The organism is Roseixanthobacter pseudopolyaromaticivorans, from assembly GCF_043195145.2.
Taxonomy (GTDB): Bacteria; Pseudomonadota; Alphaproteobacteria; order Rhizobiales; family Xanthobacteraceae; genus NCEH01.
The window spans coordinates 19916-41972 of the sequence record NZ_CM195539.1 but is presented as its reverse complement, the minus strand read 5'-3'; the positions used below and the strand labels follow the sequence as shown (position 1 = coordinate 41972).

The following is a 22057-nucleotide window of genomic DNA, read 5'->3' as shown; positions in this document are numbered from 1 at the left end:
TCAGGTCGCCTTCTGCATCGTTACGAGGAACGCCGCAAGCGCCAACCCGACTGCCTCGGTTGTGGCGCCGGTGCCGTGCCGTTCGATGATCTCGGTTGCCTTCCGGTATTCACCTTCCCGGATCGGCAGCGACACATAACGCGCCATGTGCTTGTCGATTTGGCTGGCTGCAACGAGCGCCCGCAACGTGCGCAATGAAGCGCCGGTCTCGGATCGGAGTTCTGCGATGATGTCGGCGATCTTGGCGCCGAGCGCCGTTTCCGCCGCGACGATGCTGTTGACGTCAAACGCCAAGGTCAGGGTTTTGGAGGTCATGTCGATATGCCTTTCTTGGCAGCCCGTGCGGCCACGCGCTTCGCTGTCTTTTCGATCTCGGTCTTGAGATCTGCTTGGATCGATTGAACAACCTCGCCGCGCTCGGTGCGGAGCGCGGGCCCGAGGAACGGCTCCGCGTGCATGTGGACTGTCCCAAATTCAACAAGGTGAGCGTGCGGCGCTGTCGCCTTCACGCGCACCGTCGCCGAAGCTCCGCGCCCAGCGGCCCGGGCATTGGCGTCGCGCGCAGCGGCGCTGGCGTCATCACGGGAGGCCCCGCCCCTCATCGCTTTCGCAAAGGCGGACTTGCCCGGCGAGCCCGTGAACACTTGCGTGGTGATGGACGCTCGGAGCTTGCCGGTCAGAACCGGGGCGTTGCTTTTCGCGGCATCCTCGACGGGCTTGGCGGCCTTCTTCAGCACCCGCCGGAGCACACCGCTGGCGGTCGACTTCTTGAACTGCTCAAGGCCGGCCCCGATCTCACGCAGGCCGGTGACGGAAAGGCGGGTGGTTTTCAACGGAATGCCTGACCCAACATTTGAATTGCAGATGCGCGCGCGAAGGGGGGCACGGGTGCTGTGGCGGGACGCCCCAGGAGATCGGAGGCCCCCCTTGGATCAGGCACCGCGCCGCTTCAGGTCCGCGAGGAGCCGGGCCTTCAACTGCAGGGCCGGCGATGATGGATCCTCAGCGCAACGCAGTGAGGCACTGGTCGTCGGATAGGCCGGAAAGGCGGTCAGGGTGATCTCGGCCAGATCCACGTCTTGGATGATCCGTAGGGGCATCCGGTCGCCGCCCTCTTGCCATTCCTCGGCCCGCACCCGGAATCCGAAGCTGCAGCCGCGGACGTCGCCTCGACGGACGTTGCCAAGCGCCGTGAGGCCTTCAGGCGTGGTGCTGTCCAACTCCAGGCCGAACCACAGCCCCGTCCGATCCTCGCGCAGTGTCAGGGTGCCAGCCGAAGTTCTGCCCAGGACCCGGCCTGAATCATGGTTCAGGAGCATGACCACATCAGGCCGCTCGCGCAGGGTCCGGGCGAAGGCGCCCTGCGCCAGCTGCTCGCGAAACTCGCCGGCAATGACGGTCTCGTCGCCGAACCGGGCTGCGTAGCCGGTTATCAGGTCAGCCACGCGCGGCCACCTTCAGCTTAACTTCGGCGGCGGCGAGCCGTGCCTCACGGCGCCCCAATGACGACTTGGCCCGCAGCTCCCGAGCAATCTTCACCGGCTCGTCGGCGGTGTACTCACGGCGCCCATCCGGCATCTGGACCGTCCGCTTCCGAGCGGCTCGGCGTTCTGTCGCTCGCTCCATCACGCGGGCCCCATTTCTGCAACTTCACGGATGAAGCGATGTGCCGCGCTGTCCTTATCGTTGACCTCCCCGAGAAACCGACTGGCACGGACGACCGGCAGCGGGCCGACCCAGGCGATATCGGCGGCGATGAGCTGGTCGCGCAGTTCCTCGAAATGCACATGTGCCTCCAAGGCCGCGCGCACCGTCGCTGCCAGCGCATTGGCACGGGCCACGTACTCCGGGCGGGCCTGTTCAACGATGGGCCGGGATGCCGCCATCCGGGCCGCCGTGAGCCGCTCCCGCAGCACCTCAAGCGCGGCCCGCACGTCTGAAATTTCGGCGTTCATCTTCGTGACTCGGGTCTCCGGCGCCTCGACCTCCTCAGTGGCCTCCCCGAGCAGCTGCGCGACACGGGCGGCTCGTGCGTCATGCGTCCTGACAGAGCTCTCATACAAGGCTGCGTCGCGCTCGCTTTCGGCCACACGGAGGTGGGCCTTCATTGCAGCAAGGGCCGCATCTGCCTCGGCATAGGCGGGATCGGATGTCAGGGGTGGTACGGTGAACGCGGTCGACGGCGTGGGGGCGCGTTTGAGAGGCGACATTAGGTTTTCCTTTATTTGGCGCGTGTGGTCGCAGCCGGCGATGACCGGCGCAGAGCGCGAGAATTGGAAGGGGGCGCCGCCGCCCAGCGGACGAGGCCAAAAGCGGCGGCGCGGCCGTGCCGATGGGATGGCGGCACAGAAGGGAGGATCCAGTGCTCAGGATCCTCTCACAAATTAACGCGCGTCGTGACGGTTTGGGGCACATCATGCCGCAACTGCGGTCTGAGGTCCCGGATCATTGTCATTCGCAGCCGTCGGCGGGGCTTCCTGAAGGTGGCTGCGCAACGCTGCAACAGCATCTCCAATGAGTGCCACGCCCTTTCTCTCAGCGTACTTCCCCTGGTATCCGAACTCTTCGCCGATCTCCGCGGCTGTAGCACTGCTGATGGCTAGATCGAGAATGAGCGCGTGTCGGGAACCGACTGCTTTGCGAATGGACGTGGCACACAGGCCCCGCCACATCTCTGCCTCGGCCTTGGCCGCAAGATTCGTCATAGGGATACGCGTAGCGCCGCTCTCGACGTCCAAAGCCATGGTCGCGCCGGACGACGCCGAGCACGGCCTGCTACGAACGCGGTGCCGCTCGACGACAGGCTCTGGCTCGTCGAAGGCAGACCTCGACCAAGACACGAGCAGGCCGGCCTGCCTTTTGTCGCTGGTGATGTTGAACCTCATTGTGCCGAGCATTGCCCAGCTTCCGCGCATGACGTGTGCGCCCGACGAAGTCATGTTGGACACCGCGGGCGCACTTTCCCAGGTGCCGCCCGATTGCCGGTGGCGCACGACTGCCGGCCGCATATAGCTAGCGACTATCTCGCTGATCGATGGTCGGATCTCCAATTCTGAAGCCTCCGGTATCGCCTGGTCGTCGGTCCCCATCCCACAAACAGGTGAGGTCGGCTCCATGAGATCGCGCCACAGCACCAGGGCTGCCAGCCCCGATAGATCGAGACGCGAGAGCCTCTCCGCGGTGGGCCACCCCAACACCGTGCGCATGGATGTGCCAGCTTCTGAGACAGCGGCGCGGTGCTCTGCAGGAGATCGACACGTGATACCGAGCAAGTCGGGGTCCGGGAGCGTGGAAAGGGAGGTGATTGCCATTCTGACCTCGCGAATACGATGTCTGCGCCGGCATTGGTTGCCGGTCGTCGGAAATGCGAAGGGAAATTCAGGAACTAGTTGCTGCCTCTGTACTAACAACAGAGGGGAGCACAGTCTCGCGGGTTTCCCCGCGATGTGGCCGCATCCCAACGATTTTTCGCCGCGCCTTGGGCGCACCTGAAGTCGCCCCTCTCCACTTGTTCCTCCATCGGCACCTCGCGCGCGCTTGCGCGCACCTGCGCGTGCGCGAGGGCGATTCCTGTATTAGCGTTGACTCGAGTGGGGGACGCGGGTGCGGCGGCGGGGACGCGGTGGGGATCGAGGTGCCCCCCTCTGGGAGGCAGGTGGCCTCGACGCAGCGGCCAAATGTCCGCAACGGGTGAAATGCAGCCGCCACGCTACTGAAGGAACATGCTCCCAGGCCCTTCGGGCCGCAGCTTCCGTGCACCGCTGCGTTGGAGCACATAGATGCCAATTTTGCTTGGGTTCCTATCCGGCCCAAGCTATCGGCGGGCAAGTACGAAAATTAAACGTCCAATTTCAACAACCTATGCGGACATTGAAGCCAGCTGCTATACTCCGTGCATGGGAAGCCGGGACGAATTTTCACAGAAGGTAAAGCGGGCGGTGGCTGCTCGCTCGGGTTGGCATTGCGCCATGTGCAATGTGCCGACCGACGGCCCGAGCGACGAAGGTCCAGACAAAGTGTCAAGCATCGGCGTGGCCGCGCATATCGCCGCCGCTGCGCCTGGACCCGGCGCGCGGCGCTATGATGTGTCGATGACTCCCGCAGAGCGCGCCGGTATTGGGAATGCGATCTGGCTATGCGCGAACGACGCGACGCGGATCGACCGGGATGATGTCACCTATACGGTCGCCAAACTGCAAGAGCTTAAGCGCAAGCACGAACGTGCGATCGCTCGAGTTCAGAAGACCGGACCGCAGGCGGATCTGATGACGGGTCTGCTCGCCATAGGTCCGGAGGTGGTCTGTACTGGCGCGCTGGTGTCTGTCTCGGCCGACAGCTGGACGTTGTGCCTGGGGCATTTTCTGGGTGGCGATGTGCACGGGCTGGTGTCCTTCATCGACGGGTTCGAGCTGGCGAGGCCGGAGACTCGCTACGTCCTCAGCAACGAACTCGGGGACGGTCGCGTTCTCGCGTCGGCGCCGATCCTGACGAAAGCAGCTGATGGCTTCAGACTGCTCTGCCATGTAGACCCGCGCTTTCCTCGCATCGAGGTACAGAATCTTGGAAGCGACATGGCCCTGCATCCAGATACTGGCGATCTATTTCTCAATGACAAAGGCGGGATCGCGCGGGTGAGTGGCGTGGAATACCTACCGCAAAAGGTGAAAGCACTCCTTTCCTTCAATCAGGGCGACAACCTTTTCTCGCCGAGCATTGGCGTGCGCTTCTTTGAATACTTTGAGGCGTTTCGCGGCTCACCCTGGCTCGATCTTCTATTGAAGCTCGAAGTCGTGCGGCAGGCCGCCATCCCGTATCAGGACAGCATGACAGGGAGACACTATACGCCGCTTAGGTGTGTGAACCGAGTTCGGGATTTCGCTTTGCTGGCTGACGAACCTATGGGCAACAAGATCCCAGTGCGGATCGCGCTCGATGTGCAAGGCGTAGGCCCATGGGAGCGCGAAATGCAAATCTACATGCCGACGGCCGAACAGATGGCCGAGCGCGCGAGATTGCTAGCGGAAATGCCGCAGCGGTGAGAAGCTAACCCTCTGTCGAATGAAATTTGAGGGGCTGCAGAAGCGGACCTGCCGGGTGTCAGCTGTGGGTCGGAAGTAGCTGTTTGGCCTGAAGACGATCGGTATCCCTTGTGCGCCAAGCTCGAAACTCTCGCCACCTAGAACGGACAGCTAGTGTTGACAATAGCGCTAGGGGGCAACCAACTCGGCGAGCTTGGCCGCGACGTTTGCCATCGACTCTTCTGCAGTGCTAAGGCCGCTTCGCGAGCCGAGCAGAGGGCTGACTTCGCGGAGGGCTTCGTACGTCGTGCCGTGCACAACTGGAACGAGCAGGTCACGCGCTAGAAGCGCCGAAAGCTCTTTGTCGGCGATGCCCTCTTGTGGGAGGCGGCGCAGCAGCGCAGGGGTCACTAAAACTATCCCGACTCGCGACTTCGCTAGTCCCTTGTCGATTTCGCGAAGTAACCCTGTGCCGAGGAGTACATCCTTCTCGCTGAACCAGACGGAGACACCAAGAGACTCAAGCAGGTCGTGCAACTCCTTGGCAGCGCCTCCACGATCGTCCCATGCATGGCAAAGAAAGACGTCCCGAAGGTCGGGGACGGACGCTCGTTTCTCGACGTTTTCGCGGATCGGTGTGAGCGTCCGCACCTCGGCAGGCGTGTACATCACAGACGAAGTTGCCTGCGACCAACGTGGCTTCGCGCTGCCGCCAGACCCACCGACGCCGCTTCGACCGCCTCCGCTGCTCCCCAACTGGGAGTATGACGGAGAATAGAACAAGGACGCCCTGTAGCCGCCATAGCCACCACCACATGCGGGGCATTCTGCCCGACCGCTCGCTGTGCGATGGCCTCGTCTTGGTGCTGTGCATCTAGCCATGCGCTAATGCTACTGATTCTCTAGCATCACAGCAAAGCTTATCTCTCCATTCAGTTGCGCCCTCGAACAGCTACAACGGATTGGACAAAGCTGGTGCGCTGCGCTAGCTGGATCTTCCACCCGATCGCCCATAGTGGGCACCGTGAATGTTGGCTTGGAGTCAGAACCTCCACCGCCGCCGATTGTATGGAAGCTGGGATGGACCGCCACGGCCGGCATCCACCGGCCAGGGGTGTTCCACCCCACCGGGGGGTATGGGGGCGGTGGGGCGCTGCCCAATGGATGTGCGATGGCAAGGAGGCGGTACGCTAACCGCGGCCGAGCTATCGGCCGCTGATGGTGCCTCTCAGGCCATTCAGGCAGGATAGCGCCGGCGACGCCACCCCACCTACGCCACCCCCTTCATGTCCGACACCGATTGGAAGCCGCCCTCCCCGGAGATCAGGAAGCGGGCCCCGACAAATTCGTGCAGGTCATCAGACGGATCCGCGACGGCGGGCCTGTCACGCTCAACGGCGGCCTGAAGAGCACGGTACTCCGCGAAGTCCAGCACCTGCCGTTGGGTGCTGCCCTGCCGGTCCTTATACGTGATGCGCGCACCGTCGAAGTCGTCCGCGGAATCGAGTTTGGGCCGAATGCTCGTAATGACGCACGTGGGCCAGCGTTCGGCAGGGGCCTCTGCCAGTTTGGCGTCCGACAACCATCGCCGCTCGGATAGCCAGCGCGCCAGGGACATCCGCCCGCCTCGTGCCGTGCGCTTCCATGAGGCGGCCGCATCCACCATAATCTCGACCTCGGCGTCGTCTGGCGCGCGCTGTTCGAAGGCTCGCCTCGCTACTGCGACATCCTCGCCTTGCCGATCGTAGGCGGCGAGAAGCCGATCAAAACCACCTTCCGGGGCGGCGGCGCCTGCGCCGTCCGCAGCCGAGGAGGATACACCTACTACACGTCCGCACCTCTTGTAGGTGCGTCGTGTAGGTATGTCTTCGTCCCATTCTACCGGGACGCTATCGGCCTTAGCGTCCCGCTCTACTGGGACACGGCTGTCCCATTCTACCGGGACGCTATCGGGATCATCATTAGTGTCCCGTGTCTCTGGGACGCTATCGAGAATGGCGGTTGGGAATTGCCCCTTCGTGGCAAGCTCAAGCACGTTGAAGACGGGCACATACCGGCTCGCCGCGCGCCCCTTCCCTGTGTACTGCCTCACCACCCATCCTGTTTCGATGAGCAGGATGACGGCCCTTTGAACGGCGCTGCGCGAGAGGTGCCGAGCACCGTCCGGAGCTCGATCGCGCATCACCGTTACGATGTGGCGGACAGAGGCTAGCGCGTCGCCGTATGCGTCCATGTACCAGTCGATGAGGAACCGATAGACTACGCGCGCCGGATCCGTCAGGCGCGCGTCGAAATCAACGAGATGCCCCATCCGCAGGATGGCAACCGGGCCGGCGCGATCCTTTAGATTTCGCGTCCAGTGTTCGCGTGTCGAACCAGGCCCGTCAGACATTCTGCGCTCCTTTGACCTGTGGCCGCCGCCCCTGTCGCTGAGCGCGCTGCGCCGACCTCCGATGCCGCTCGTTCTCGACGGCGCAGAAGTCCGCGAATCTCGCGTCATGCTCCGCGGCAGCTCGGCACAGATGAACTCGTGCGACACGCCGCGCGGCAAGAGCTTCCGCCAGGCGCTGAGCGTCGCCGGACCTGCGCGCACGAAAGACCTCGGCCTCGGCGCCGCCGAGCTCTTCTCGGTGGCTCCATTCTGACCGCTGAGCGTCCAGGGCGGCGCCGTAGGCGTCCATCAGTTTTGGCATGCACACCTCGGGCAATAGGGGGCACCACGACCTGATGTAGATCAGGACGGCTTGGTCGTTGAAAGCAGACGCCCTCAGCCACCGCGAGGTGTCGCGGCGGTGGGCGGATTAGAAGGGCTGCATGGGTGGATGGCCGCTGCGCCTGGACCCGGCGCGCGGCGCCGTGCCGAGTTTGCGAGTAGGCGCATGAAGCGGCGCAGGTTTTCAGCGGTCACGGAGAGTTCGGCCAGAACCGAATCACAGTGGGAACCAGTGGGCAAAAAATCTAACGGTAATGCGGAGAAATTTTTCGTCCCACTTTTTCCCAACTACTTGTCTTCATTGGGCTCATCGTCTCCCCTTGGGAGCGCCATACCCATATCTTGATGGGTGGCGGACTTTTCTGCAATCTGATCCCACCGCCTGCGATCGCCACATGCACCCTTACCGGGTGTTGATCTGCCTCTTGTCGGGCGCATCCCGGATCGCGAAGCGATATCAGATCCGCCCCGTGTGGTGCGACGCCCCCCGCGGTGTGATCGTGTTTGGTCTTGATCTTGCTTGGACGTGGGGCCCGTGCATGGCGAACTGGGGCGCGGGGCACCCGCACGCTCCGGTCACGGCCGTGCCCGGCCTGAAACCGGATACACATTCCATCGGCAAGGAGGCCATCCCCCATGGCGCAGTTCGACACCGTCATACGCGGCGGCACGGTGGTCACGGCCGGCGATCGCATCGCCTGCGACGTCGCCATCAGCGGCGGGCGCGTGGTCGCGCTCGGCACGGGTTTTTCGGATGCCGCCGAGATCATCGATGCCACCGGCAAATGGGTGCTTCCCGGCGGGGTCGATGCCCATGTGCATTTTTCCCAGCCCTCGGGCGAGGGCATCGTGATGGCGGATGATTTCGAGACCGGCACCCGTTCCGCCGCGCTCGGCGGCACCACCACCGTGATGCCCTTCTGCCTCCAGGAAAAGGGGCAATCCCTGCGCGCCGCCTTGACCGCCTATCATGCCAAGGCGGCGGGGGCGTGCCATGTGGACGTCTCGTTCCACCTCATCATTTCGGACCCCACCGACCAGGTGCTCGGCCAGGAGCTGCCGGCCCTGGTTGCGGACGGCTACACCTCGTTCAAGATCTTCATGACTTATGAGGGGCTGGCGCTAAACGACCGCGAGATCCTCGACGTGATGGCGGTGGCGCGGGAGACCGGCGCGCTGGTGATGGTCCACGCCGAGAATTACGACGCCATCCGCTTCATGACCGAGCAATTGGAGAAGGCGGGGCGGACCGCGCCGCGCTTCCACGCCACCTCGCGGCCGATCGCGGTGGAGCGCGAGGCCACGCACCGCGCCATCTCGCTGGCGGAACTGGTCGACGTGCCGGTGATGATCGTGCACGTCTCCAACCGCGAATCCATGGAGCAGATCCGCTGGGCGCAGCAGAAGGGGCTGACGGTGCTGGGCGAGACCTGCACCCAATATCTGGTGCTCACCGAACAGGATCTCGACGGGCTCGGCATGGAAGGGGCGAAATATGTCTGCTCGCCGCCGCCGCGCGACGTGGCGAGCCAGGAGGCGTGCTGGGAGGGCCTGCGCACGGGCGTGTTCAACATCTTCTCCTCGGACCATTGCGCCTTCCGCTACGATGACCCGCAGGGCAAGCTCACGCCGAAGGGCCGCACCAGTTTCCGCTGGGTGCCCAATGGCATACCAGGCGTCGGCGCGCGCCTGCCGATCCTGTTCTCGGAAGGCGTGATGACGGGGCGGATCGATATCGAGCGGTTCGTCGCCCTCACCGCCGCCAATCCGGCGCGGACCTATGGCCTCTACCCGCGCAAGGGCACCATCGCCGTCGGCTCCGACGCGGACATCGCCATCTGGGACCCGACGCGAAAGCTGACCCTTACGCACGACATGGTGCGGGACGGCGCCGATTATACGCCCTATGAGGGCCGCCAGATCACCGGATGGCCGGTGCTGACCATGGTGCGTGGCCGCACCATCGTGCGCGATGGCGCATTGGTCGGCGAGAAGGGCCACGGGCTCCATCTCGCCCGCGCGCGCTCGCCTTATGCGAAGACGCCAGAGGCGAAGACATCCGCCTGAAGGTGGAACGCTTCCGAGGCGCGGTGATGCCGGCGGTCAGGCCGCCGGCTCTTCCTGTTTTGCCAGCAGATCCAGGGCGGCCAGCACCGCCTTTCCGGTGCGGCGAGTATGGTCGGCGATGGCGGCGGCGAAACGCTCCGCATCGCGGCTGCGCAGCAGCGTCATGAAGGCCTCATGCTCCTGAAGCGATTCATCCCACCGGCCGGCCTCGTAATTGGCCTGGGCGCGGGCGCGGTAGATCTTGGCCGCAAGCGCGGTCCAGCTGGTGAACAGCACCGGATTGCCGGCGAGGCGGGCGATCTCGGCGTGGATCCGCTGGTTCTGGCGAAAGTATTCGGCCCGCGCCCCGGCGTGATGATGCGCCACGAGCCGCGCGTGCATCTCATCCAGCGCGCCGATTTCGGCGGCTGAAGCCCTGGCGCAGGTGAGGCCGGCGGCGAGATGGTCGAGCGCAAGCACCACCTCGAACACCGCGGCGATATCGGCGCGGTCCAGCGGCATCACCCGCGGCGTGCGGTGGGGCCGAAGCTCGATGAGGCCTTCGGACGCCAGCACCTTGAACGCCTCGCGCAGCGGCGTGCGGGACACGCCGAAGGTCTCGCACAGCATGCGTTCCGGCAACGGGCTGCCGGGGCGCAATTCACCGTCCAGCACCATTTCGCGCAGCCGCATCACGAGCTGGTCGTGCAGGGAGGCGGTGTTCAGCGGCTGCTTAGGATCGCTCGCGGACAGCTTCAGTCGCGCCGGCTTGAACCGCGTGCGGGCTGGCGCGCGCGGCCGCACCTTGCCGTCGCCCGGCTTTTCCAAAGGTGCCTCCGATTCTGTCATTTCTTTGCGCTTCCTGCCTACAAAATCGGCTTTTAAGCCAATCGCATTATGACATATAACCATGATTATACGAATAAAAAACCATATTGCATACCGAATGCCTTTCGCTTCCGGCGGACGGGCGATCGGCTCGAATGGTCTTCCAGAGGAGCAAGGTCATGAAGAGGTTTTTGTCCCGCATCGCCCTTGCGCTGGCGCTTGCGGCCGGTGCGGTCTCGACGGCGACAGCCCAGTCTGAGCCCACCATCAAGCTCGGTTTCGCCAAGTGCGCCCATTGCACCCCACTCACCCTCACGCCGGACTATGCCAAGGGCATCAAGCTGGACGTGATCGGCTTCAATACGGGAAATGACGTTCTGACCGCCCTGGTGTCCAAAAGCATCGACGTGGCGCAGGTGACCTACCTCCATTATGCGACCGCGCTCGACAAGGGCTTCGACGTGGTGGCCATCTCCGGGCAGGTGAACGGCGGCTCGGCGTGCGTCATTCAAAACGACCTGCCGCTGGCGGCCGACGATTGGGCCGGGCTCAAGAAGCTGATCGCGGACTACAAGGCGCAGGGCAAGCCGTTCCGCATCGCGGCCTCGCGCGGCAATGCGCAGGACATCCATATGCGCGGCGCCTTTGCCAAGCAGGGCATCGACGTCAACAAGGACGTTCAGTTCATCAACATTCCCAACCCCTCCGACCATATCCAGGCGCTGCGCCGGAGCGAGGTGGAGCTGATCTGCACCACGGAGCCTTTCGCCACCCAGATCCTGCAGGCCAAGGCCGCCAAGTTCTTCACCTTTCCCTACGACCAGGCCGCCGGAAAGCTGACCAACCTCATCGTCACACGCTCCGACGTAATCGCGGCGAACCCCAAGGCGGTCGAGGAGACGGTACGGGCCATCGTCAAGGTCGACGACAAGATCGCCGGCGACAAGCAATTGTGGGTCGATGTCATCAGTAAGGTGACCGGGCTCGACAAGGCGATCGCGGAAGGTGCGGTGGGCAATCTTTATCCCGACTACAAGATGTATCGGTCCTCGGCGGTTGCCATCGCCACGATGATGAAGGACCTCAAGTACATCAACACCGACGTGACGGCGGCGGTGGAGAAGAACATGGACTACCGCTTCCTCGAGGCGGTCACGGGCAAGCCCAAGACCGACCTTGGTTATTGAGGGCGGGCGGATGCAAGCCATTCTAAGACGGGGCCGGCCGGAACGTTTCATCGTTCCGGTCCTGATCCTCGCCGGGTGGGAAGCCTTTTCCCGCTCCGGCGCCCTGCCCCCGGCGCTCCTGCCGGCGCCTTCGGCGGTGGCATGGGCCTGGCTCGACTGGATCTTCGGCATCGACGGCAACACGCAGAGCTATAGCGGCCGCTGGATCTTCGACGTGATGGCGAGCTTCTGGCGCGTCGCCGCCGGATTCGCGATCGCCACCGCCATGGGCGTGACGCTCGGGGTCGCCATCGGCTGGTCCCGGTTCATCGAGGTGCTGATCGAGCCCACGCTCCAAACCCTGCGCCCGATTCCGCCGGTCTCGTGGATTCCACTCGCCATTATCTGGTTCGGCATCGCCGACAAGCCGGCGATCTTCCTCGTATTCCTCGGTGCTTTCTTCCCGATCCTGCTCAACACCATCCACGGCGTGAAGACCTGCGATCGCAACCTGATCCGCGCCGGTGCCATGGTGGGCGGCAGCCAGCACCAATTGCTGCGCTTCATCGTCGTACCGGCGGCGCTGCCGTCGATCTTCGCCGGCCTGCGCATCGGCGTCGGCTCGGCCTGGATGCTCACGGTCACCGCCGAAATGGTCGCGGTGAAGAGCGGGGTCGGCTACGTGCTTTGGGATTCCTATTATTTCCTGCGCTACGACATCGTCATCGCCGCCATGGCCTCCATCGGCCTGCTCGGCTTCCTGAGCGATCTCATGATCCAGGCGGTGGCCCGGCACATGCTGCGCTGGCAGCAAGGCACCACCCTCCAGGGCGTGGAGGGATGAGCATGGCCACCATCGAAATCTCCGGCGTCTCGAAGATCTTCAAGGACGCCAAGCGCAAGGCCGATGTCACCGCGCTCAGCAACGTCAGCTTCTCGGTCAAGCGGAACGAATTGCTGTGCCTGCTGGGGCCGAGCGGCTGCGGCAAGTCCACCTTGCTGAACATGATCGCCGGCTTCGACAAGCCGACCACCGGCACCGTGAAGGTGGACGGCCAGATCATCACCGCGCCCGGCGCCGACCGCGGCGTGGTGTTCCAGCAGCCGAACCTCATGCCCTGGCTTCCGGTGTGGGAGAACGTGGCGTTCCACCTCAAGCTGCGCGGGGCCCAGAAGGCTCAGCGGCGCCACGAGGCGCAGCGCTATATCGACCTCGTGGGGCTGACCGGGTTCGAGAACCATTTTCCCGCCGAGCTTTCCGGCGGCATGAACCAGCGCGTCGGCATCGCACGCGCGCTGCTCATGAACCCGGCCGTGATCCTGATGGACGAGCCGTTCGGCGCGCTGGACGAACAGACCCGCATGGACATGCAGAACGAGCTGATCTCCATCTGGGAACGCCACAAGGGCACGATCGTCTTCGTCACCCATGGCATCGACGAGGCGCTCACGCTCGGCACCCATGTGGCGGTCATGTCGGCCCGTCCGGGCCGGATCGCCGAGATCATCCCGCTCGATCTGCCGCGCCCGCGCGACATCACCAGCCCCCGCTTCAACGACGTGAAGCGGCACATCCTGGACCTGCTGCGGCACGAGCCCGCGGCGGCCCCCTCCCTCCTCCAAACTGCGGACCCATCATGAGTGACCGTGTTCTCCTCGGCATGCTCACCCCTTCGTCCAACACGGTGCTGGAGCCGGTGACCCAGGCCATGGTGGCCGGCCTGCCGGAAGTCTCCGCCCATTTCGGGCGATTCAAGGTCACCGAGATCGCCCTCTCCCGGCAGGCCCTGGCGCAGTTCGACGACACCGAGATCTTGCGCGCCGCGGAGCTTCTCGCCCACGCCAAGGTCGAGGTGATCGCCTGGAACGGCACCTCCTCCGGCTGGCTCGGGTTCGAGGCCGACGAGCGGCTGTGCGAACGCATCACCGCCGCCACCGGCATCAAGGCGACCACCTCCATGCTGGCGCTAAACGAAATCCTGGAGCGCCAGGGCGTGCGCGAGCTCGGCTTCGTCACGCCGTATCTCGACGAAGTGCAGAGCCGCATCCTCACCAATTACGCGGCCCTGGGCCACGCCTGCAAAGGGGAGCGACACCTCGGGCTGCAGGACAATTTCTCGTTCTCCACCGTCACCGGGGGGCAGATTTCCGGCATGATCCGCGAGGTTGCCGCGCTGGGGCCGCAGGCGATCACGGTCATCTGCACCAATCTGCGCGCCGCCCCGCTGGTGGAAGGGCTGGAGCGCGAGCTCGGCATCCCGATCTACGACACCATCGCCACCGTGGTTTGGAAGAGCCTGCGCATGGCCGGCGTGGACACCAGCCGGGTCACCGGATGGGGCTCGCTGTTCCGCGATCTGGCCTGAGGCGGATGGGCGTCTTCGTCACCGGCAGTTCGGGCTTCATCGGCCTCACGGTCTGCGAGGCCCTGTTGGCGCGCGGCGAAAGCGTCGTGGGCTACGATCTCGCGCCGCCGCCACCGTTCGCCGAGGCGATATTCGCGGGCCTGCCGGGCCGGTTCCAATGGATCGCCGGCGATGCGAGACACCAGGACGCCCTCAAAGACGCCCTTACCGCCAGTGGCGCGGACAGACTGCTCATATTGGCGGCGGTGACCGCCGATGCGCAGCGCGAGCGCACGGCGCCCCGCACCGTCATCGACGTGAACGTGGGCGCCGTCGCCTCGGCGATGATAGCGGCGGCCGCCGTCGGGATCAGCCGCATCGTCTACCTCGGGTCCGGCTCGGCCTATGGCACGAGCGGGCGGGACGCCACGCCGCTGGACGAGGCGACGACACCGCTTCGGCCCGAGGGGCTCTACGGCATCAGCAAGGAGGCCGGGGAAGCGGTTGCGCTGCGGCTCGCCGAACTCACCAGCCTCGATCTCGTGGTCGGGCGCCTTGGAACCTGCTTCGGCCCCTGGGAGTATGCGACCTCGGCGCGGGACACGCTGAGCCCGCCATTCCAGGTGCTCCGGTGCGCCGCGCGGGGCGACGAGGTGGTGTTGCCGCGGGCCCACCCGCGCGACTGGTTCTATGGGCGCGACGCCGCCGCCGCGATCCTCGCCCTGATGGACACGCCCCGCCTGCCGCACGCCGTCTATAATCTTTCCGCCGGTTTCATCTGGTCGCTGGCGGACTTCTGCCACGCCCTGGCCCTGCGCCGCCCCGGCTTGAGATGGCGCTTCGCCGCGCCGGACGAGGCCGGAAACGTGGACCTCTACATGCCTTACGATCGCGCGCCCATGGCCAACGCCCGGCTGTGCGCGGACACCGGATTTGCGCCGGATTACGACCTGCCTGCCGCCCTCGACGATTATCTGGCGTGGCTGGACGCTGCCGGCGGCCATTGGCTCACACGCGAGACCGCGCCATGACGTCACCTGTCGAAACACCGCCCGTCGAAACGCCACGTCTCGCGGGGCGCGTCTGTATCGTCACCGGCGGCGCCTCCGGCATCGGCCGCGCCATCGCCCGCCTGTTCGCCCGCCATGGCGCGCATGTGGTGATCGCCGACGTTACGCAGGATGTGATCGAGGGCGGCACGCCCACCGCCGCGCTGATCGCGCAGGAGGGCGGCAGCGCCCTGTTCCACCGCACCGATGTCTCGAAGGCCGATCAGGTGGAGGCGCTGGTGGACGCCACGGTCGCCCGCTTCGGCCGCCTCGACGTGATCGTGAACGACGCCTGCATCCGCCATCCGCGCCGCCTAACGGATCTCGCGGAAGAGGATTGGAACCGCATGCTCGCGGTCAACCTCACCGGCGTTTTCCTCTGCTGCCGGGCCGCCGTGCGGCAGATGCTAAAGCAGGACACGCGCGCGGAAGTGCGCGGGCGCATCGTGAACCTCTCCTCCCAGCACGGCATGATCGCCGCGCCCGAGGACCTGGCCTATGGCGTCACCAAGGCCGGCATCGCCTATCTGACCCGCCAGGTGGCCGCCGATTATGCGCAGGACGGCATCGTCTGCAACGCGGTGGCGCCGGGCAAGATCGTGACCGGCCAGGGCGGGCGCCTCCAGGACCCGCAGGTTCTCGACCGTGCCCGCCGCCGCACGCCGTGGCCGCGCTTTGGCGCGCCCGACGATGTCGCCCACGCCGCCCTGTACCTTGCCAGCGACGATGCCCGCTTCGTCACCGGTATCAATCTGATGGTGGACGGCGGCTGGATGGCCGCCTGAACGGGAGCCACGCATCGTCCAACCGGACAGCGTCAAGACATATGGATGCGCGCTCCAAATCCTCGCGACATACGGGGAAGGACCTGCCATGGACATTTCTCCACAGATCCCTTAGACGAAAGTTGTAAACTGTCGTCAATGTTGGATAGCCTCGATTCATGACAGGCTTATCCCTGGTGCCGCGCCGTTTCGCTTGTTGCGTTTACATGGCGCCGCTTGGTACCGAGACAGGTCAGCTTTTATCGCGCGGAGCACTCGCTTATGGCCAAATCCGAGGACGCCCTGTCGGCCATCGCGCAGCGCCGTACCCAATCGCTCACGGACATCGTGCGCAAGGAACTGGAGCGGATGATCCTCAACGGTGAAATCCGCGCGGGAGAGCGCATCAACGAGCAAACCCTGGCCACTCAGCTCGGCGTCAGCCGGGGCCCGATCCGTGAAGCGACGCGGGCCTTGGAACGCGCGGGGCTGGTCACTTCCGTGGTCAATCACGGCAGCTTCGTGCGCGCCATCGAGGCAGACGAGGCAGCCGAAATCTACGACCTGCGGGCGGTTCTGTTCGGCTTCGCGTGCAGCCGGCTCGCGGCCCATATGACAGCCGAGCAGGAAGCCGTGCTCGAAGATCTGCTCGCGCAGATGGATCTTGCGGTCAAGAAGAACAAGGCAAGCCTATACTACCAGCTGAACCTGCGCTTCCATGAGCAAGTCATGAACTTCTGCGGCCATCGTCGCTTGAAGGAAACCTATGAATCCCTGCTGAAGGAAATGCATCTCGTGCGGCAGAGATCCCTGATGTCTGCGGCGAGCATGCGCGAATCCAATGCCGAGCATGCCGCCCTGCTTGCGGCGATGGCCGCCGGAGACGTGGCGCGCGCACGCCAGCTGGGCGAGGCACACGCCCAAGGCGGCAAGCGCCGTTCATTCGCCGCGGGCGCCTGACGTCCCTCCCGGATCGCTGAGCTGCGGAGACCGCTGAAACCCGCTGCCGTAAACGAGTGTAAACTGTTGACAGTTTTTCACTCCGCATCGTATCGAGGAGGGAAGGCGCCGCCCGGGATAGGTAAGAGGTCGCAGGTATGAACAGGCGCAGGCGCTGGATCCGGGTGACAGCCACATTCGCTGCGGCCGCGGTCGGCGGGGCGGGAATGGCGGCGCTGGGGGCACCCCTCGCCTGGCTGCTCGGGGCCTTGCTTGTGGTTGCCGCCCTCGGGCTTCTCGGTGCGCCCATCGAGGTTCCCACCTGGTCCCGCCAAGGCGGCCAGGTCATCGCGGGTGTCGCGGTCGGCCTTTATTTCACGCCCACCTTGATGGACCACCTCCTGTCCAATATCGGCTACATGCTGTTCGCGGCCGGGGTCTCGATTTTCGCTGGCGGCATGCTGTCCCTGCTGCTGGCTCGGTCCGCGAAAGTGGACAACACCACTGCCTATTTCGCCAGCCTGCCCGGTGGCGTCGCCGAGATGTCGGTCCTGGCGGAGCGCTTCGGCGGCGATACGGCCCTGGTCGCGCTGTCCCAATCGCTGCGCATCGTGGTGGTGGTGCTGACCATTCCCGTCTCCATCGCGTTTTTCGGCGTCCACGGCGCGGAAAGCTATCTGCCGCCCGCGCTTCCGCTGAAGCCCCTGGAAATGATCGGCATGCTCCTCGCGGGCCTCGCCTGCGCCTATCTGCTCGGCCGGATCCACATGGTGAACAACTGGCTGCTGGGCGGCCTCGTGGTCGGTGCGTCGGTCGCCCTGCTGCAACTCCCGCTCTCGGGCATACCGACCCCTATGGTGGACGTCAGCCAGGTCCTGATCGGCGCTGCCCTGGGCGCCCGCTTTCGGCGCCATATGATCCAGCGCTTGCGCAATTTCGTGCCGGCGGCCGTCACCAACACCTTGCTGCTGATCGCCTTCAATGTGGTCATGGCCACCGTGATCGGATGGCATGCCGGCCTCGATCTCGCGACCATGGTGCTCGCGAACGCGCCCGGCGGGGTGGCCGAGACCAGCATCACCGCCAAAACCCTTCACCTCGGCGTGGCGGAGGTGACGGCGTTCCACCTTGTGCGGATTCTCTGCATCATCCTGCTGAGTGCGCCTGCCTATCGGCTGGCCCGCTTCGCCGCGCTTCAATTGCGCGGCAGTTCCAGCGGCTGATCACGGCACGTGCGCGTGCCCGTCAGTGCGGGTCGTCGAGCAGGCTCACATGGGCGGCAACGATCTGCCAGCCCTCAGGAAACCTTATCCACGTCTGCATCTGCCGCCCCACCTTGCCGGGAAGGCTGTCCCGCCGAAAGAGGGTCGAGGCGGTGGCGGCATCGCGCCCGTAGGTGGTGATGACCGTGCGCGAGAGCGTGCGCAGGAGGTTGGCGCCGGAATTGGCCGTGCGAAACGCGCTGATTTCGGCATAACCGTAGAGGTTTTCGCCCATCCCGTAGCGGATCGTGCGCGGGTCGTCCCGGAACAGGGCATCAAACCCCGCCACGTCGTTGGAAAGCACAGCGGCTTCGTAACGGGCGAAGGCTGCCTCGACCTCCGCCAGCACATCGGGGAGATTGATCTGCATGCCTCCGTCTCCTTCTTGAGCCTTGCCGGTCATTCGCATTCTTCGCTGCCGGGGACGACGCCCTTGGGAAGGCCGGCGACATAGCGGGCGAGTTCACCGGGGCGCGTGATCCACAATTTGTCACGGTGCTGGAGCATGTGCGCGAAGGCCTCGCGCAGGGCGCGCAAGCGGAACGGCTGCCCGACGATGAAGGGGTGCAGCACCACGCTGCAGACGAGGGGATATTTGCGCGACTGGTGCAGCATTTCATCGAACTGATCGACGATCATCTGCGAGAAGTGCCGGCCGGTATGCTGGCGGAATACCATGGCGGGACTGTCGTTGAGTTCGATCGAATAGGGAATCGAGAGCAGCGGCCCGGAGCGCGTGCGCATCCAGAACGGCTGGTCGTCCGCCGCCCAATCCATCACATAGCTGAAGCCCTCCTCCTTCAGAAGGTCCAGCGTGCAGGCGCTTTCCGCGATATAGGGGCCGAGCCAGCCCTGAGGCGCCGTGCCGGCATGCCGCAGAATGGCGTCGCGGCTCTCGGCGATGAGGCGGCGCTCATCGTCTTCCCACCATCCGTCCTGGCGCTCGGAATTGGTGCGCCCGTGACCAACGAATTCGTCGCCACGCGCCAGCAGGGCCGGCGCGATCTCCGGGCAGGCATCCAAAGCCGCGGCGTTCACATTGTGCGCGCAAGGCAGATTGAACTCGTCCAGCAGATCGAGCAGATACCAGAGCCCGACGCGGTTGCCATAGTCGCGCCAAGCGTAATTGCGCTGGTTCTGCGGCGCCCCCAGCTGGGCGCTGTCACTGCCGAGTCCGGCGCGAAACGCGAAATGCTCGATATTGTTGCTGACCACGAGCGCCAGGCTCGCGCCGTTCGGCCAAGCATAGCCTGGGCGCTGCGGCAGGGCGCTATGGGCGTATCGGCCGTGCTGGGGAAGCTTCATGAGATTTGCCTTTTTGGGGTTGGCGCCGGCACGGACGCGCCGCGCGCGCCCCTGTTCGCCCGCCCTGTCACTCGAAGATGGCGACCGCCCGGATGGGACTTGCAGTGCCGCCGCGGATCTTGAGCGGGAAGCCGACGAAGCGGAATCGGCCGCGCCCCACCAGCTTGTCCAGATTGGCGAGGCATTCCATGTGGGTAATGCCGCGCTCAGCGCACGCCAGATGGGCCTGGAAATTCAGCTCGCCCTCGGGCGCCGGGCTCACCGCCTCCACGCCGAACATGCCGATGCCCTTGTCCGCCAGCCAATGCACGCTCTCCAGCGCAAGGCCGGGAAACTCGTGGGGATAACCGGGTTTGCCGAGCAGGCGGTCGTTGGTCGCCATGTAGAGCAGGACCGTATCGCCGGGATGAATCTCCTCTCCGGAGGCCGCCAGCGCTGCCTCCATCTCGGCGACCGTCACCGCATGGCGCAGAGGAACGTGCGAGAGATCGAGGCAGATGGCGGAGGTGTAGAATTTCTCCAGCGGCATCTGGTCGATAGACTGAGCCTCGGGGCGGGAATCGAAATGAACGGGGGCATCCACATGGGTGCCCGCATGGTCGCTGAAGGCGATGGACAAAGCCTTGGACGTGAAATCAGTATTTCCTGCCCGCTTTTTCTCGGAATGATCATACCAAACCGAAATCACCACCGGCGGGTGCGAGGGATGCACCTGGGTGCGATGAAAAATCTCGCGGCTCAGATCGATGAGTTCCACATGCGTCTCCTCAATTGCGCTTCGTCTCAATTGCGCTTCGTTATGGCGACAGCGTCCCCGGGCAGGATGGGTGAAAGCACATCCTCCGCCCGCAAGGCGCCCTTCGGCAGGCGCGCCGGGCGAAGCGTGAAGCCGAGAATGCGGCGGGCGACGCCGAGCGGGGTCCGGGTCAGCAGCCCATCGGGGCGCCACAGCATGACGCCGACGATGATCAGCCCGTAGACGATGAGCCGGTATTCGTTCGCGAAGCGCAACGCCTCCGGCAAAGCGGTGAGCACCACGGCGCCAAGGATCGGGCCGGCCAAGGTCTGCACGCCGCCGAACAGAAGGAAGATGACGTAATTGAGCGAAACGAAGAAGCCGAGCTGGGACGGGGTGATCACGAGCAGATAATGGGCTTGCACGGCGCCGGCCATGCCGATCAGCGCGCTGCCGAGCGCGAAGGTAATGATGCGCACCTGAGCGACGGAGACGCCCATGGAAGCAGCCGCCAGCGGGTCGTCGCGCACCGCCCGCGCCGCATAGCCGAGGCGCGAGCCGTCAAACCTCCAGGCCACATAGAAGGCGATGGCCGCGACCACGACGCAGGTGAACAGCCCGGTATGCGGCTCCAGCCCAGTGAAGCTGTTGGCGCCGCCGATGTAATCCCAGTTGAACGCCAGCACCGAGAGCGCCTCACCCGCCGCGAGCGTGGTCAGTTTCAGGATGAAATCCCGCATTTTCAATGTCAGCAGCGCCAGGACGCAGCCGAGCGCGCCGCCCATGAACGCGCCCGCCGCGACGGCAGGCAGGAACGGGACGCCGAACTTGACCGTGAGGATTCCCGAGGCATAGCCGCCCACGCCGGCGATCGCCGCCGTGGCCATGGACAACTGCCCCGAAAGCGCGGTGACATAGAGCCCGATCGTCATCGCGACGTTCAGCAAGGTGAAGATCAGGATCGGTTCAAAGAAGGCAAGATTGGGCATGATTGCCTCCGGCTCAAGTGGCGTAGGAACCGAACAAACCGTTCGGTCGCAGGTAGAGCACGCCGATCAGCACGAAGAAGGCCACCGCATCGCGTAGCGAAGAGGAGACATAGCCGGTCACCAGCGCCTCGAGCACGCCAAGCGCGAGGCCGACCGCGATCACCGCCTCGAAATAACGATTGCCCGCCACGAGCATGCAGATGAACGCCTTCAGCCCATACAAAAGCCCCACGAAGGCGGAGGCGGAGCCGTACAGCGATCCCACCGCCACGGCGGCGAGGCCCGCCATGGTCGAGGCGAGCCAGAAGGTGATCTGGCACACGCGCCGCACGTCCACCCCGAACGCGGCGGCAACGTCCGGCCGCTCGGCGATCGCCCGTGTGGCGCGCCCGATGTGCGTGCGCCGCACATACAGGCTCGCCAGCACAAGCAGTAGCGCGCACAGGCCGAGGCAGAACATCTGGCGCAAGGTGAGCAGCACCGGGCCGATTTCGTAGAACCGGGCCGGCAGCAGGCGCGGATAGGGAATCGGATCAGGACCGACGATCACAGCCATGCCGTTCTGGAGGATGACGGACACGCCGAGCGTCGCGATCAAGGTCGTGAGCACGTCCCGCCCGCGCAAAGGGGCGACCACGGTGCGCTCGATGATGGCGCCGATGGCGGTAGAACCCACTGCCCCGCCGAGCAAGGCGACCGCAAGCCCGCCGCCGGGCACGAATCCCGCCGCCACCATGCCGGTGAACATGCCGATCATAAACACGTCCGGATGGGCAAACTGGATCACGCGCAACACGGTGAAGGCCAGTGCAAAGCCCACCGCGACGACGGCGTAAGTACTGCCGATCACCAGGCCGTTGCTGAGTTGTTGGAGGAAAAGATCCATCTCGACGCCGT

General features: G+C 64.9%; 24 protein-coding genes. 11 read left to right on the top strand and 13 right to left on the bottom strand.

Annotation, left to right across the window (positions count from 1 at the left end; translation table 11 throughout):
- The 5 genes from V5F68_RS00205 to V5F68_RS00185 all read right to left on the bottom strand — a co-directional run bounded on the left by V5F68_RS00205 (window position 1) and on the right by V5F68_RS00185 (window position 3311).
- A complete protein-coding gene (locus V5F68_RS00205; protein ID WP_394012746.1) occupies window positions 1-315 on the bottom strand; it encodes a hypothetical protein in 315 nt (104 codons plus the stop codon).
- On the bottom strand, window positions 312-833 hold the full coding sequence (locus tag V5F68_RS00200) for an HK97-gp10 family putative phage morphogenesis protein (RefSeq protein ID WP_394012747.1): 522 nt from the start codon (window positions 831-833) through the stop codon (window positions 312-314). The genes V5F68_RS00205 and V5F68_RS00200 overlap by 4 nt, the downstream gene beginning before the upstream one ends.
- Before the next feature lie 99 nt (window positions 834-932).
- Window positions 933-1445 (bottom strand): HK97 family phage prohead protease, encoded by a 513-nt coding sequence (locus tag V5F68_RS00195; protein WP_394012748.1) that lies wholly within the window; start codon window positions 1443-1445, stop codon window positions 933-935.
- Window positions 1446-1625: 180 nt separating this feature from the next.
- Entirely contained in the window at window positions 1626-2210 is a 585-nt protein-coding gene (locus V5F68_RS00190) for a hypothetical protein (RefSeq protein WP_394012749.1), read from the bottom strand.
- Window positions 2211-2414: 204 nt separating this feature from the next.
- Window positions 2415-3311: a hypothetical protein gene (locus tag V5F68_RS00185; RefSeq protein ID WP_394012750.1), complete on the bottom strand. Its 897-nt coding sequence runs from the start codon at window positions 3309-3311 to the stop codon at window positions 2415-2417.
- Between the two features lie 468 nt (window positions 3312-3779).
- Here V5F68_RS00185 and V5F68_RS00180 point away from each other — a divergent pair, with 468 nt between their 5' ends.
- Window positions 3780-5039, top strand: coding sequence for a hypothetical protein (locus V5F68_RS00180; protein ID WP_394012751.1), 1260 nt, complete (start codon window positions 3780-3782; stop codon window positions 5037-5039).
- 168 nt (window positions 5040-5207) lie between these two features.
- On the opposite strand, the gene V5F68_RS00175 is transcribed toward V5F68_RS00180, so the two are convergent.
- Together V5F68_RS00175 and V5F68_RS00170 are read right to left on the bottom strand one after the other, a co-directional pair.
- The gene (locus tag V5F68_RS00175) at window positions 5208-5687 is read right to left on the bottom strand and encodes a toll/interleukin-1 receptor domain-containing protein (protein ID WP_445322309.1); all 480 of its coding nucleotides are present in this window, start codon (window positions 5685-5687) and stop codon (window positions 5208-5210) included.
- A 601-nt stretch (window positions 5688-6288) separates the two neighbouring features.
- Complete coding sequence (locus tag V5F68_RS00170) at window positions 6289-7410, bottom strand: hypothetical protein (RefSeq protein WP_394012753.1); 1122 nt, start codon at window positions 7408-7410, stop codon at window positions 6289-6291.
- Window positions 7411-7471: 61 nt separating this feature from the next.
- On the opposite strand from V5F68_RS00170, the gene V5F68_RS00165 reads away from it, so the two are divergent.
- Window positions 7472-7663 (top strand): hypothetical protein, encoded by a 192-nt coding sequence (locus V5F68_RS00165; protein WP_394012754.1) that lies wholly within the window; start codon window positions 7472-7474, stop codon window positions 7661-7663.
- A 704-nt stretch (window positions 7664-8367) separates the two neighbouring features.
- Window positions 8368-9798, top strand: a complete 1431-nt coding sequence (gene hydA / locus V5F68_RS00160; RefSeq protein ID WP_394012755.1) for a dihydropyrimidinase — start codon at window positions 8368-8370, stop codon at window positions 9796-9798.
- Window positions 9799-9834: 36 nt separating this feature from the next.
- Here the strand turns inward: hydA and V5F68_RS00155 are convergent, their stop codons facing one another.
- Window positions 9835-10626, bottom strand: coding sequence for a GntR family transcriptional regulator (locus V5F68_RS00155; RefSeq protein WP_394012756.1), 792 nt, complete (start codon window positions 10624-10626; stop codon window positions 9835-9837).
- 158 nt (window positions 10627-10784) lie between these two features.
- Here V5F68_RS00155 and V5F68_RS00150 point away from each other — a divergent pair, with 158 nt between their 5' ends.
- From V5F68_RS00150 to V5F68_RS00115, 8 genes are all read left to right on the top strand, one after another.
- Window positions 10785-11792 carry an ABC transporter substrate-binding protein gene (locus tag V5F68_RS00150; RefSeq protein WP_394012757.1) on the top strand — a complete coding sequence of 336 codons (1008 nt, stop codon included), beginning with the start codon at window positions 10785-10787 and terminating at the stop codon, window positions 11790-11792.
- Window positions 11793-11802: 10 nt separating this feature from the next.
- Complete coding sequence (locus V5F68_RS00145; protein ID WP_394012758.1) at window positions 11803-12615, top strand: ABC transporter permease; 813 nt, start codon at window positions 11803-11805, stop codon at window positions 12613-12615.
- 2 nt (window positions 12616-12617) lie between these two features.
- A complete protein-coding gene (locus tag V5F68_RS00140) occupies window positions 12618-13412 on the top strand; it encodes an ABC transporter ATP-binding protein (protein WP_394012759.1) in 795 nt (264 codons plus the stop codon).
- Window positions 13409-14137 (top strand): maleate cis-trans isomerase family protein, encoded by a 729-nt coding sequence (locus V5F68_RS00135; RefSeq protein ID WP_394012760.1) that lies wholly within the window; start codon window positions 13409-13411, stop codon window positions 14135-14137. Before V5F68_RS00140 ends, V5F68_RS00135 begins: the two co-directional genes overlap by 4 nt.
- Window positions 14138-14142: 5 nt before the next feature.
- A complete protein-coding gene (locus tag V5F68_RS00130) occupies window positions 14143-15147 on the top strand; it encodes an NAD-dependent epimerase/dehydratase family protein (RefSeq protein WP_394012761.1) in 1005 nt (334 codons plus the stop codon).
- A complete protein-coding gene (locus V5F68_RS00125; RefSeq protein ID WP_394012762.1) occupies window positions 15144-15950 on the top strand; it encodes an SDR family NAD(P)-dependent oxidoreductase in 807 nt (268 codons plus the stop codon). The genes V5F68_RS00130 and V5F68_RS00125 overlap by 4 nt, the downstream gene beginning before the upstream one ends.
- Before the next feature lie 327 nt (window positions 15951-16277).
- Window positions 16278-16889, top strand: coding sequence for an FCD domain-containing protein (locus tag V5F68_RS00120; RefSeq protein ID WP_394012763.1), 612 nt, complete (start codon window positions 16278-16280; stop codon window positions 16887-16889).
- Window positions 16890-17053: 164 nt separating this feature from the next.
- Window positions 17054-18091, top strand: coding sequence for an AbrB family protein (locus V5F68_RS00115; protein ID WP_394012764.1), 1038 nt, complete (start codon window positions 17054-17056; stop codon window positions 18089-18091).
- Between the two features lie 22 nt (window positions 18092-18113).
- Here V5F68_RS00115 and hpxZ read toward each other — a convergent pair whose 3' ends face one another.
- From hpxZ to V5F68_RS00090, 5 genes are all read right to left on the bottom strand, one after another.
- The gene (gene hpxZ, locus V5F68_RS00110; protein ID WP_394012765.1) at window positions 18114-18500 is read right to left on the bottom strand and encodes an oxalurate catabolism protein HpxZ; all 387 of its coding nucleotides are present in this window, start codon (window positions 18498-18500) and stop codon (window positions 18114-18116) included.
- 29 nt (window positions 18501-18529) lie between these two features.
- Entirely contained in the window at window positions 18530-19435 is a 906-nt protein-coding gene (locus V5F68_RS00105) for a polysaccharide deacetylase family protein (RefSeq protein WP_394012766.1), read from the bottom strand.
- Between the two features lie 67 nt (window positions 19436-19502).
- On the bottom strand, window positions 19503-20192 hold the full coding sequence (locus V5F68_RS00100; RefSeq protein WP_394012767.1) for a cyclase family protein: 690 nt from the start codon (window positions 20190-20192) through the stop codon (window positions 19503-19505).
- Window positions 20193-20218: 26 nt separating this feature from the next.
- Window positions 20219-21160, bottom strand: coding sequence for a branched-chain amino acid ABC transporter permease (locus tag V5F68_RS00095; RefSeq protein WP_394012768.1), 942 nt, complete (start codon window positions 21158-21160; stop codon window positions 20219-20221).
- Between the two features lie 13 nt (window positions 21161-21173).
- A complete protein-coding gene (locus tag V5F68_RS00090; RefSeq protein WP_348847655.1) occupies window positions 21174-22046 on the bottom strand; it encodes a branched-chain amino acid ABC transporter permease in 873 nt (290 codons plus the stop codon).
- Between the last annotated feature and the right edge of the window lie 11 nt (window positions 22047-22057).